Genomic DNA, 13,037 nt, shown 5'->3' on the forward strand with positions numbered 1-13,037 from the left:
TGACTTTCCGCGAGCCCGCCGTGCATGGTCTCTGGCATCCCACCGCCGACGCCCTCCAGGGAGACGTGTCACCGTGCCCACCTCGCGCAGAACCTTCGCCGTAGCCGCCGTAGCCGCTCTCGTCCTGCCGCTGAGTGCCTGCGGCTCGGGGGGTGACGGCGGCGGCTCGACCGACGCCTCGGGCAAGGTCGAGGGGGAGATCACCTTCCAGACCTGGAACCTGCGGGCCAACTTCAAGCCGTACTTCGAGGATCTGATCGCCTCCTTCGAGGAGAAGTACCCCGACACCCACGTCAAGTGGGTCGACCAGCCCGGCGAGGGCTACGCCGACAAGATCAGCGCCGACGCCGCCGGCGGCACCCTGCCCGACGTCGTCAACGTCTCCCCGGACCTCGTCGCCCCGCTCGCCAAGGCCGGCCTCGCCCTCGACCTGGACAAGGCGGCCGGCCAGTACGAGAAGGAGTACCTGGAGGGCGCCTGGGCCAGCCACCGGATACCGGGCATGGAGGGCACGTACGCCTTCCCCTGGTACCTCAACACCGGTCCGCTCTTCTACAACAAGTCGCTCTTCGAGAAGGCCGGGCTCGACCCCGAGCAGCCGCCGAAGACCTACGACGAGGTCTTCGACGCCGCCCTGAAGATCGCCGACAGGACGGACGGCGAGGTCGCCACGCTCGCCAACGTGCCCACCATCGAGGACTTCGGCCGCTACGGCGTACCACTGATGGACGAGGAGGGCACCGCCTTCGCTTTCAACGACACCAAGGGAGTCGAACTCCTCACCAAGTACAAGGAGTTGTACGACGCCAAAGCCCTCGATCCGCAGGCACTGACCGCCACCCCCGAGTCCTCCGGCAAGAAGTTCCTCACCGGCGCCGTCGCCATGAACCCGGGCAGCGCCCTCGACCTCGCCAACTTCAAGAAGCAGGCGCCGAACCTGTACGAGAACATCGGCATCACCGACCAGATCACCAGCACCGGCCACGTCAACATGTACGTGATGGGCCTGATGGTGAACGCGCAGAGCGAGCGCAAGCCCGCAGCGGTCGCCTTCGCGCACTACGTCACCAACTCCGCGCACCAGATGTCCTTCGCCCAGCAGGTCGCCATCTTCCCGAGCACCGCCGGCTCGCTCGACGCCCCGTACTTCACCCGGGAGGACGGCACCGACGGGACCCGGGTGCGGGTCGCCGCCGCCAAGTCCCTGAAGGACGCCGTCAACTACACGCCGGTGCTCTTCAGCGAGCAGATGAAGACCGAGCTGCGCAACGAGGTCGCCAAGGCGCTCCAGGGCAAGCAGAGCCCGAAGGAAGCCCTCGACAACGCTGTCAAGGCGTGCGACCGGCTCCTGAAGCAGCAGGGCTGAGGCGTCATGGCGAGTCCCACCCTCACCGGCCCCCGGCGCACCGCCCGGCGCGTGCGGCGCCAACTTCCCACCAGCCCCTGGCTGTTCGCCGCTCCGGGCCTGCTGATCACGGGCGCGTTCATCCTGTACCCGTTCGTCTCCACGCTGGTCAACTCCTTCACCGACCGCCGCACCCTGGTCCCGGGCGAGTTCGTGGGCCTCGCCAACTTCCGCGAGCTGCTCCACGACGACATGTTCTGGACCGGCCTGCGCAACAGCACCCTGTACGTCCTCGGGGTCGTCCCCGCGCTCGTCCTGCTGCCGCTGCTGCTCGCCCTGCTGGTGCAGAAGAACATCCCCGGCATCACCTTCTTCCGCTCCGCCTTCTACACCCCGGTCGTCGCCTCGATCGTCGTCGTCGGGCTGATCTGGGTGTGGCTGCTCGACGAGCGCGGCCTGGTCAACTCCCTGCTGGAGACGCTCGGCGCGAGTCCGGTCGGCTTCCTCAGCGACCAGTGGCTGATCCTGCTCAGCGCGATGGGCGTCACGGTCTGGAAGGGCCTCGGCTACTACATGATCGTCTACCTCGCGGCGCTCGCCGACGTGCCCCGCGAACTGCACGAGGCCGCCGCCGTGGACGGCGCGGGCGCGGTCCGCCGCTTCCTCACCGTCACCGTCCCCGCCGTACGCTCCACCATGGTGCTGGTCGCGGCGCTCTCCTCGGTCGCCGCCTTCAAGGTGTTCTCCGAGGTCTACCTGATGGCGGGCCCCAGCGGCGGCCCGGCCGGAGAGGACACCACCCTCGTCATGCTCGTCCAGCGCACCGGCACCGGCCTGATCGGCCGCGTCGGCTACGCCTCCGCCATCTCCGTCGTCGTCTTCGCCGTCACCGTCGCCCTGATGCTGCTCGTCCTGCGCGCCGACCGGAAGGAGGAGTCGTGAGCATCATGGAGAAGGAACGGCCCGCCGACCGGCCCGAGGCCCCGGCCCGGGAACCCCGGATCACCGACGAGCACGGCCGCCGCGTACGGGCCTGGGAACTCGCCCTGCGCTACCTGCTCCTGCTCGGCGTCCTCGCCCTGACCATCGGCCCGTTCCTGTGGCAGCTGTCGACCTCGCTGAAGGGACCGGCCGAGGACATCTTCAGCTCCCCGCCGACGTTCCTGCCCGCCGACCCGACCCTGCACAACTACGAGCGGGTCGCCGAGACCATCCCCGTCTGGGACTACGCCCTGAACTCGCTGAAGGTCGCCGCCGCCAACGTGGTCACCAACTGCGTCGGCGCCGCCCTCGCCGGCTACGCCCTGGCCCGCCTGCGCTACCGCGGCCGGCGCGTCACCACCCTGGTGTTCATCCTGGCCATGCTCGTGCCCGTGGAGGGCATCATCATCGCCCAGTTCACCACCATGCGGGAGCTCGGCCTCAACAACACCCTGGTCGGCGTCCTGCTGCCCGGCTGCGTCAGCGCCCTGAACGTCCTGCTGATGCGCAACGCCTTCCTCAACCTCCCCTACGAGATCGAGGAAGCGGCCTACGTCGACGGCGCCAACGTCTGGCAGCGCTTCGTCCGCATCGCGCTGCCGTCGGTGAAGGGCACCCTCGCCGTCGTCGCGATCTTCGCCTTCATGGGCGCCTGGGACGACTTCCTGTGGCCGCTGATCGTGCTGAGCGACCCGTCCAAGTTCACCCTGACCATCGGCCTCAACTACCTGCACGGCACCTTCGCCAACGACGAGCGGCTCGTCGCGGCCGGCACGGTCATCGCCGTGGCGCCGCTGATCGCCCTCTTCGCCTGCCTCCAGCGGTACTTCTTCCGCGGGGTCGGCGAGGGCGCCGTCAAGGGCTGACTCCCGCCCGGACACGACCCCGGGCCGAGGGCCGACTCCCGAACCTCCCCGTAGCAAGGACACCGCATGCCTTCCGCCGTGCGCTTCGGCGTCAACTACACCCCCAGCCAGGGGTGGTTCCACCACTGGCTCGACTTCGACCTCGACTCCGTGCGCGCCGACCTCGACTCGATCGCCGCGCTGGACGTGGACCACATCCGGGTCTTCCCGCTGTGGCCCTACTTCCAGCCCAACCGCTCCCTCATCCGCGAGCGTGCGGTGGAGCACCTGGTGGCGCTGGCCGACGCGGCCGGCGAACGCGGACTCGACGTCAACGTGGACGGCCTCCAGGGGCACCTGAGCAGCTTCGACTTCCTGCCGGCCTGGACCCGCACCTGGCACCGCCGCAACCTGTTCACCGACCCCGAGGTCGTCGAGGGCCAGGCAGCCTATCTGCGCACCCTCGCCGCCGCGCTCGCCGGCCGGTCCAACTTCCTCGGCATGACCCTCGGCAACGAGGTCAACCAGTTCTCCGCCGGCCCCCACCCCGACCCGGACCGTGCCACCGCCGAGCAGATCGACGCCTGGCTGGATCGGATGCTGGCCGCCTGCGAGGAGGGCGCCCCGGGCCGCATGCACCTGCACGCCGAGTACGACGCCACCTGGTACCAGGACGACCAGCCCTTCACCCCCGCCCAGGCCGCCCGCCGGGGCGCCGTCACGGCCGTGCACTCCTGGGTCTTCAACGGCACCGCCCAGCGCCACGGCCGCACCTCCGTGCCCAGCGAGCACCACGCCGCCTACCTCGTCGAGCTGAGCAAGGCGTGGGCCGACGACCCGCACCGCCCGGTCTGGCTCCAGGAGGTCGGCGCCCCCGCGCCCCTCGTCCCCGCCGAGCACGCCGCCGCCTTCACCGAGGCGACCGTCGCGAACGCCCTGGACTGCCCGGACCTGTGGGGCGTCACCTGGTGGTGCTCCCACGACGTGTCCCGGGCGCTGGCCGACTTCCCCGAGCTGGAGTACGGCCTCGGCCTGCTCACCAACGACCGCCGCCCCAAGGACACGGCACGGGTCCTGGCCCGCGCGGCCCGTGCGGCACGCGGGGGAACACACCCGGCCCCCGCCCCGCGCACCACCGCGCTGACCGTCCCGGCCGACCCCGCCGCACGCGCGGCCTGCGCGCCCGGCGGCGCCGTCTTCGACGCCTTCTTCCGGCTGGTCGCCGACGGCGCCCGACCCACCACCGTCCTCGAGACACGCGCCGCGGACCCCGGGCACCTCGCCGCCCGCGGCATCACCGAGGTCGTCACCCCCGACGACGCACTCGCCGCCCCCGGCCCGCACGGTTCGGACCGCGTACGGCGGGGGAGCTGTACTCCAGGCCGGCCCCCGTCCTGACCCCTCCGCCGCGCCGGAAAGCAGCCGCAGCACCACCGGAACCAGCCGCCCCCGACCCCGGAGCACCCGCATGCATGACGACCGCAACCTGGTCGAAGCCCGCCTCAAGCGCGTCCTCGACGAGCGCGTCCGCCCCGCCGTGTATCCCGAGTCCGTGCCGCTCGACGTCGCGGTGTGGAACGCGCCCGGCGAGCCCGTCCCCGTCGAGGAGGGACTCGCGGCCGAACCCGAGCCCATCGCGGTCGGCGCCCGCTGGGGCGCGCCCTGGGGCACCAGCTGGTTCCGGGTCACCGGCACCGTGCCGGAGGAGTGGGCCGGGAGGACCGTCGAGGCGGTCCTCGACCTCGGCTTCGACGAGAACATGCCCGGCTTCCAGTGCGAGGGCCTCGTCTACCGTCCCGACGGCACCCCCGTGAAGGGCCTCAACCCGCGCAACCAGTGGGTGCGCATCGGCGCCCCCGTCGAGGGCGGCGAGGAGGTCCGCCTGCACATCGAGGCGGCCTCGAACCCCGTCATCCTCGACTACCACCCCTTCGTGCCCACCCGGCTCGGCGACAAGGACACCGCGGGCAGCGAACCGCAGTACACCCTCGCCCGCATGGACCTCGCCGTCCTCGACGAGACCGTGTGGAACCTGGTGCTCGACCTGGAGGTCCTCGGCGAGCTGATGACCGAGCTGCCCGTGGAGTCGCCGCGCCGCTGGGAGATCCTGCGCGCGGTCGACAAGGCCCTGGACGCCATCGACCTCCAGGACGTCAACGGCACGGCACAGGCGGCACGTTCCCGCCTCACCGGGGTGCTGTCCGCCCCCGCCGTGCCCTCGGCGCACCGGATCAGCGCCGTCGGCCACGCGCACATCGACTCGGCGTGGCTGTGGCCGCTGCGCGAGACCGTGCGCAAGGTCGCCCGCACCACCTCCAACATGACCGCCCTGCTGGAGGAGGAGCCGGACTTCGTCTTCGCCATGTCGCAGGCCCAGCAGTGGGCGTGGGTGCGCGACCACCGGCCCGAGGTGTGGGCGCGGGTGAAGAAGGCCGTCTCGGACGGGCGGTTCGTGCCGGCCGGCGGCATGTGGGTCGAGTCGGACACCAACATGCCCGGCTCGGAGGCGATGGCCCGGCAGTTCGTGCACGGCAAGCGCTTCTTCCTCGACGAGTTCGGCGTCGAGAACGACGAGGCGTGGCTCCCGGACACCTTCGGCTTCGCGGCCGGGCTCCCGCAGATCATCAAGGCGGCCGGCGCCAAGTACCTGCTGACGCAGAAGATCTCCTGGTCGCAGACGAACAAGTTCCCGCACCACACCTTCCGCTGGGAGGGCATCGACGGCACCCGGATCTTCACCCACTTCCCGCCCGTCGACACCTACAACTGCTCGATGAAGGGCAGCGCGATCGCCCACGCGGCGAAGAACTTCAAGGACAAGGGCGTCGCCCGGCACTCCCTCGCCCCCACCGGCTGGGGCGACGGGGGCGGCGGCACCACCCGGGAGATGGTCGCCAAGGCGGCCAGGCTGCGCGACCTCGAAGGCTCGGCCACGGTCGAGTGGGAGACCCCGCGGGCCTTCTTCGAAAAGGCCGAGGCCGAGAACCCCGAGCCCCCGGTCTGGGTCGGCGAGCTGTACCTGGAACTGCACCGCGCCACCCTCACCAGCCAGGCCAGGACCAAGCAGGGCAACCGGCGCAGCGAACACCTGCTGCGCGAGGCCGAGCTGTGGGCGGCCACGGCCGCCGTGCGCGCCGGGTTCCCCTACCCCTACGAGGACCTGGACCGGATCTGGAAGACGGTGTTGCTGCACCAGTTCCACGACATCCTGCCCGGCTCCTCCATCGCCTGGGTGCACCGCGAGGCACGCGCCACCTACGACAAGGTCGCCGACGAGCTGAACAGCATCATCGACGCCGCCCAGCGCGTCCTGGCCGGCGAGGGCGACACCCCGCTCGTCTTCAACTCCGCCCCGCACGCACGGGCCGGCGTCCCGGCGGGCGCCGCCGCGTCGCCCGTCACCTGCGGCCGCACCGACGTCACCCCCCGCCCCGGCGGCGGCCACGTCCTGGACAACGGCCTGCTGCGCGTCGAGATCGACGCCCAGGGGCTGGTCGTCTCCGCGTACGACATCGACGCCGAGCGCGAGACGATCGCACCGGGCGGCGCGGGCAACCTGCTCCAGCTCCACCCCGACTTCCCCAACATGTGGGACGCCTGGGACGTCGACGAGTTCTACCGGAACACGGTCACCGACCTCACCGACGCCGACGAGGTCGCCCCCGGCGACGACGGCGCCTCGGTGCGGATCGTCCGCTCCTTCGGTTCCTCCCGCGTGACCCAGGTGCTGACGCTGGCGCCGGGGGAGCGGCGTCTCGAGCTGGACACGGAGGTCGACTGGCACGAGACGGAGAAGTTCCTCAAGCTCGCCTTCCCACTCGACGTGCACGCCGAACGGTACGCCTCCGAGACCCAGTTCGGGCACTTCCACCGGCCCACCCACACCAACACCAGCTGGGAGGCCGCCAAGTTCGAGGCCTGCAACCACCGGTTCGTCCATCTGGGGGAACCCGGCTGGGGCGTCGCCGTCGTCAACGACTCGACGTACGGCCACGACGTCACCCGCACCGTCCGCACCGACGGCGGTACGACCACCACGGTCCGGGTCTCCCTGCTGCGCGCCCCGCGCTTCCCCGACCCCGAGACCGACCAGGGCGTGCACCGCTTCCGGCACGCCCTGGTGCCGGGCGCGGGCATCGGCGACGCGGTGCGCGAGGGCTGGCGGATCAACCTGCCCGAGCGGCGGGCCACCGGCGCCGGGGAGGTCGCGCCGCTGGTCACCGTCGATCAGGACGCGGTCGTGGTGACCGCCGTCAAGCTGGCCGACGACGGCAGCGGCGACGTGGTCGTCCGCTTCCACGAGGCCCATGGCGGCCGGGCCCGCGCCACCCTCACCACCGGGTTCCCGGTCACGGACGTGCAGGTGACCGACCTGCTGGAACGCCCGCTCGCGGACGCAAAGGCGCCCCGGCCGGACGGCGACCGGATCGCCGTACGGCTGCGGCCGTTCCAGCTGATGACCCTGCGGCTGAAGCGCGCCTGACGGCACCGGCGGGCCCGGTTCATTCCGCGAGCCGGGCCCGCAGCCACTCCTCCACCCCGCGCACGTGCGCCGCCGCGGCCGCCCTCGCCGCCTCAGGGTCGCGCGCGGCCAGTGCGCGGTGGATGGCGGCGTGCTCGCGGCGCGTGCGGTCGAGGGCGCCCTCGTCCTGGTGACCGCGCCGCACCCGGTCCCGGAAGGTGCGCGAGGACAGGCCCTCCAGGATCGCCGCCATGGTGTCGTTGCCGGCCGCCGCGACGATCTCCCGGTGGAAGGCCAGATCGTGGGCGACGAGCTCCTCCGGGTCCTCGGTCGCGTCCATCGCCACCAGATGCTTCTCGACCTCGGCCAGCCGCTCCGGAGTGATCCGGGCCGCGGCGAGCGCCGTCGCCGCCGACTCCAGGACCCGGCGGACCTCCAGCAGCTCCACGGTCCGCGTGCCCCGCGACAGATCGGCCACCACGCCGAACGTCTCCAGCAGGTCGCCGGCCTCCAGCCGCGTCACGTAGATCCCCGAGCCGTGCCGGGCCTCCAGCACGCCCAGCGCCGTCAGCGCGCGGATCGCCTCGCGCATGGAACTGCGGGAGATGCCCGACTGGGCGGCGAGTTCCCGTTCCGTCGGCAGCCGCTGCCCCGGCTCCAGCAGGCCCTCCGCGATCATCGCCTTGATCCGCTCGATGGCGCGCGCGGTCACCGTGCCCTTGCGCGGGGCCCTCTCGTCCACGCCGTTCCTCCACTTCACCGGGGGTGCGCCGCAGTCTAGGCCGCGCACCGGGCCCCGGGACTACGTCCGCCGCGCCTCCCCGACCAGCCGGGTCGGCGGCAGGAACTCCCGGACGTACGTCCGCTCCCAGCACGCGCCCGTCTCCCGCAGCTCCCGCCAGGTCGTGTACCGGTAGCGGAACAGGCGGGCCCGCACGAACCGCGGCGGCGCGTCGGGCGGGAACGGGGAGCGGCGCAGCAGCCTCAGCGTCGCCCGGTCGTTCTCCAGCAGCCGTTCCACCAGGACGCCGAACCACGGCGAGGCGTACGAGGGCGACAGCGCGGCGAACCACATCAGCCAGTCCAGCCGCAGATGGTACGGCGCGAACTGGCGCGGCCAGCGCCGCGGGTCACCGGGCTTGCCCTTGAACTCGTACTCCCGCCACTTGGAGTCCCGGCGCGCGACCTCGTCGGCGGTGCCCTCGATCACCACCTCGTACCGGACCCGGCTGACGCTGCCGAAGGCACCGTAGGTGTTGACCAGGTGGAGCGGGTCGAAGGACCGGTTCATCACCTGCTGGCGGGAGATCATGTTGAGGACCGGCCGGTGACTGAGGAAGACCAGCAGCGCCGCCACCGCGAGGACCACGACCACGTACCACAGGGGAGCGTCGGGCACGGACGGCGGATCCGACGGGAACCGGAGCGCCGACAGGGCCAGCACGATGGTGATCCAGTTCAGCCAGGCGAAGTTGCCCGACAGCACCAGCCACAGCTGGGTGACGATCATGAGCGCCGCGGCGGCCGTCGCGACGGGCTGCGGCGTGAACAGCAGGAAGGGCACCAGCAGCTGCGTGACGTGGTTCGCGGCCACCTCCACACGGTGCAGCGGCCGGGGCAGGTGGTGGAAGAACCAGCTGAGCGGGCCCGGCATCGGCTGGGTCTCGTGATGGTGGTCCAGGCACGTCAGCTTCCGCCAGCACTCGTCGCCGCGCATCTTGATCAGCCCCGCTCCGAACTCGACGCGGAACAGCAGCCAGCGCAGCAGGAACAGCACGACGACCGGCGGGGCAACCTCCTCGTTGCCGAGGAAGACCGCGAGGAACCCCGTCTCGAGCAGCAGCGACTCCCAGCCGAACGCGTACCAGGTCTGCCCGACGTTGACGACCGACAGATACAGCGCCCACGGCACCAGCCACAGCAGCATGGCCCCCCACAGCGGCAGCAGCGAGTCCAGCCCCGCCGCCAGTGCCGCCGACACCGCGCAGCCCGCCCAGACGCAGCCCGCGAAGAAGCGGTCCGAGCAGCGCCACTGGAACAGGCTGGGCGCCCGTTTGAAGGGCACCCGCTCGACGAACCGGGACACCGGCAGCAGACCTCGTTCGCCGATCAGCGCACGGAACTGCAGGGCCGCAGCGACGAACGCGATCAGATAGACGACGGCCAGGGCCCGCTGGAAGACCAGCCGGGTCAGCCAGTAGTCGGGTGCGGTGAACCACTCCACGGCTCGCGCTCCTCTCGTGCCACGCTCCCGGGTACCCCGGCCCGCGCGGAGTCCCTCGCGGCCTCCTCCGGCAGCCGATCAGGAGTCGAATATCGGAGCAAATCCTGGCAAGGTGGTGCGCATGGTTGATCGGGGAGCGCATGCCCTGTCACTCCCGGACGACTGGCCCGCCCACCCGGACCCGACGATCCTGGCGCTCAACCGCATGGGGAGCTTCGACTGGGACCTGGACTCCGGGCTGTTCCACATGGACGCCCAGGCGCACGAGGTGTTCGACCTGCGCCCGGACGAGTACGACGGCCGTCCCGAGTCGCTGGCGGTCCGCGTCCCGGCGGCGGAGGGCTCCCGCCTGGACGCCCTGGTCTCGCAGGCGCTGAAGGACGGCAGCGAGAACTACGGCACCTACTTCCGCATCCGCTGCCGCGACGGCACCCTGCGCTGGACCCACACCCAGGGCTACATCCGCCGCGACGAGACCGGCCGGCCCCGCCGCATCATCGGCATCCTCCGCGACGCCACCCAGGAGCTCGGGGACATCGAGGCCCGCCGCGAGCAGGCCGCCCTGGACGAGGCCCGCCGGCAGCAGACCAACGTCGTCCAGCTCACCACGGCCGCGCTCGCGCACGCCCGCACCGTGGACGACGTCATCGACGCCCTCCGGGACACCCAGGGCCTCACCCATCTGGGCGCCACCAGTTTCGTCATGGGCCTCGTGGAGGCCGACCGCATCCTGCTGGTCGCCGAGCAGCCGCACGGCAGCTTCGTCCACGGCACCCGCGTCACCGGCGTCGACGACGCCTACCCGATGAGCGAGGCCGTCCGTACGCTCAGTCCGCGCTTCATCGAGTCGCCCCAGGAGTTCGCCGAACGCTATCCGGTGCTGTGGCCGCACCTCACCGGCCTGCACGTGACCGCGGCGGCCTATCTGCCGCTGATCGCCCAGGCCCAGCCCATCGGCGCCCTCGGGCTGCTCTACAGCGACCGGCGCGAGTTCTCGCCCGAGGAGCGCAACGTCCTCGTCGCCCTCGGCAGCAGCATCGCGCAGAGCCTCCAGCGGGCCATGCTCTACGAGCAGGAGATGGACCTCGCCGAGAGCCTCCAGCAGGCCCTGCTGCCGCGCACCATCCCCAGCGTCCCCGGCTGCGACGTCGCCGTCCGCTACCGCGCCGCCACCATCGGCGGCGCCCTCGGCCGCGACATCGGCGGCGACTGGTACGACCTGATCCCGCTGCCCGGTGGACGCGTGGGCGCCGTCATCGGGGACGTCCAGGGCCACGACACGCACGCCGCCGCCGTCATGGGGCAGCTGCGCATCGTGCTGCGCGCCTACGCGGCCGAGGGCCACCCCCCGGCGACCGTGATGGCACGGGCCTCCGTCTTCCTGCACGAGCTCGACACCGACCGCTTCGCGACCTGCCTGTACGCGGAGGCCGACCTGACCACCGGAGTGGTCCAGGTGGTGCGCGCCGGGCACCTCGACCCGCTGCTGCGGCACGGCGACGGCAAGTGCCGGCGCGTACCCGTCGAGGGCGGGCTGCCGCTCGGCCTGTCCGCCGAGTTCGGCCGCCTCGCCTACCCGGTCGCCACCGTGGAACTGGACCCGGGCAACACCCTGCTGCTGTGCACCGACGGCCTGGTCGAGGAGCCCGGCGCCGACCTGGACGACGGCATGCAGGCGCTCGCGGAGCTGGTCGCCTCCGGCCCGCAGGACGTCGGGAGCCTCGCCGACCTGCTGATCGAGGCGGCCGAGCAGCGCCGCGGCGACGACGACGTGGCCCTGCTCGTGCTGCGCCGCCGTGTCCCCGACACGCCCCGTGTCGGCGGCCGGGTCCGCCAGCACGTCGCCCCGGGCGACCCGGAGGCCCTCACCGAGGCCCGGCACATGATCCGCACGGCGGTCCGCTCCTGGGGCGACGAGGAGCACGCCGACTCGATCGAGCTGGTCGCCGACGAGATGATCACCAACGCCCTCATGCACACCGAGGGCTCCGCGATCGTCACCCTGCGGTTCCTCTCCGGCACCGACCGGCGGCTGCGTGTCGAGGTCGAGGACGGCTCCAGCGCCCTGCCGCGCCGCCGTGACCCCGGGGACGACGGGGTCTCCGGGCGGGGACTGCGCCTGGTCGACGCGCTCGCGGACGCCTGGGGCGTGGAGGCGCGCGGCAGCGGCAAGTGCGTGTGGTCGGAGTTCGTGATGCCGCACGCCTGATGCCGCGGCGACGGTGCCCCGGGGGGGCCGGGGCGCGTGGCACGGCCGGCGTTGTCGGAGGCGGGTGGCACTCTGGACACATGCCCGAACTGCCCGAGGTCGAGGCGCTCAGGGACTTCCTGACCGAGCACCTCGACGGCCGCGAGATCGTACGGGTGCTGCCCGTGGCGATCAGCGTCCTGAAGACGTACGAGCCTGCGCTGTCCGCCCTGGAGGGCCACCAGGTGGCCGCCGTGCACCGGTACGGCAAGTTCCTCGCCATCGAGACCGCCGGCGGCCCCCATCTGGTGACCCATCTGGCCCGCGCGGGCTGGCTGCACTGGAAGGACCGCCTGCCGTCCGGCATGCCCCGGCCCGGCAAGGGCCCCCTGGCACTGCGCGTCGCCTTGGACACCGGCGCGGGCTTCGACCTGACCGAGGCGGGCACACAGAAGCGGCTCGCGGTGTACGTCGTGGCCGACCCGCAGCAGGTGCCGGGCGTGGCCCGGCTCGGCCCGGACCCCCTGGCCGACGACTTCGACGAGGCCCGCTTCGCCGCACTCCTCGACGGCGAGCGGCGGCAGCTCAAGGGCGCCCTGCGGGACCAGAGCCTGATCGCGGGCGTGGGCAACGCGTACAGCGACGAGATCCTGCACGCCGCGAGGATGTCGCCCTTCAAGCTGGCCGCGTCGCTCACCGACGAGGAGACGGCGCGGCTGTACACGGCGCTGCGCACCACCCTGACCGAGGCGGTCGAACGCTCCCGGGGGCTGGCGGCCGGCCGGCTGAAGGCCGAGAAGAAGAGCGGCCTGCGCGTCCACGGACGCACCGGCGAGCCCTGCCAGGTCTGCGGCGACACCGTCCGGGAGGTCTCCTTCAGCGACTCCTCCCTCCAGTACTGCCCCACCTGCCAGACCGGCGGCAAGCCGCTCGCCGACCGGAGACTGTCGCGGCTGCTCAAGTAGCGGCCCGATACCTCCCCAGAGACCCGA

Annotated in this window: 9 protein-coding genes; 7 read left to right on the forward strand and 2 right to left on the reverse strand. The window is 72.1% G+C overall.

Annotation, left to right across the window (positions count from 1 at the left end):
* The first annotated feature begins 73 nt into the window (after positions 1–73).
* From AB0E77_RS12445 to AB0E77_RS12465, 5 genes are all read left to right on the forward strand, one after another.
* Positions 74–1,366, forward strand: a complete 1,293-nt coding sequence (locus tag AB0E77_RS12445; RefSeq protein ID WP_361569102.1) for a sugar ABC transporter substrate-binding protein — start codon at positions 74–76, stop codon at positions 1,364–1,366.
* Between the two features lie 6 nt (positions 1,367–1,372).
* A complete protein-coding gene (locus AB0E77_RS12450) occupies positions 1,373–2,287 on the forward strand; it encodes a sugar ABC transporter permease (RefSeq protein WP_361569104.1) in 915 nt (304 codons plus the stop codon).
* A gap of 5 nt (positions 2,288–2,292) precedes the next feature.
* Entirely contained in the window at positions 2,293–3,192 is a 900-nt protein-coding gene (locus tag AB0E77_RS12455) for a carbohydrate ABC transporter permease (RefSeq protein ID WP_361569314.1), read from the forward strand.
* 66 nt (positions 3,193–3,258) lie between these two features.
* Positions 3,259–4,569, forward strand: coding sequence for a glycosyl hydrolase (locus AB0E77_RS12460; RefSeq protein WP_361569106.1), 1,311 nt, complete (start codon positions 3,259–3,261; stop codon positions 4,567–4,569).
* A gap of 70 nt (positions 4,570–4,639) precedes the next feature.
* Positions 4,640–7,654, forward strand: coding sequence for a glycoside hydrolase family 38 C-terminal domain-containing protein (locus AB0E77_RS12465; RefSeq protein WP_361569107.1), 3,015 nt, complete (start codon positions 4,640–4,642; stop codon positions 7,652–7,654).
* A 19-nt stretch (positions 7,655–7,673) separates the two neighbouring features.
* Here the strand turns inward: AB0E77_RS12465 and AB0E77_RS12470 are convergent, their stop codons facing one another.
* The gene (locus AB0E77_RS12470) at positions 7,674–8,375 is read right to left on the reverse strand and encodes an FCD domain-containing protein (protein ID WP_361569108.1); all 702 of its coding nucleotides are present in this window, start codon (positions 8,373–8,375) and stop codon (positions 7,674–7,676) included.
* Between the two features lie 60 nt (positions 8,376–8,435).
* Positions 8,436–9,857 (reverse strand): lipase maturation factor family protein, encoded by a 1,422-nt coding sequence (locus AB0E77_RS12475; protein ID WP_361569109.1) that lies wholly within the window; start codon positions 9,855–9,857, stop codon positions 8,436–8,438.
* 121 nt (positions 9,858–9,978) lie between these two features.
* On the opposite strand from AB0E77_RS12475, the gene AB0E77_RS12480 reads away from it, so the two are divergent.
* Together AB0E77_RS12480 and AB0E77_RS12485 are read left to right on the forward strand one after the other, a co-directional pair.
* A complete protein-coding gene (locus AB0E77_RS12480) occupies positions 9,979–12,066 on the forward strand; it encodes a SpoIIE family protein phosphatase (RefSeq protein ID WP_361569110.1) in 2,088 nt (695 codons plus the stop codon).
* Positions 12,067–12,146: 80 nt separating this feature from the next.
* Entirely contained in the window at positions 12,147–13,010 is an 864-nt protein-coding gene (locus tag AB0E77_RS12485) for a DNA-formamidopyrimidine glycosylase family protein (protein WP_361569112.1), read from the forward strand.
* Positions 13,011–13,037: the final 27 nt, after the last annotated feature.

The sequence above is a fragment of the Streptomyces sp. NPDC032940 genome, from assembly GCF_040636935.1.
Lineage (GTDB): Bacteria > Actinomycetota > Actinomycetes > Streptomycetales > Streptomycetaceae > Streptomyces.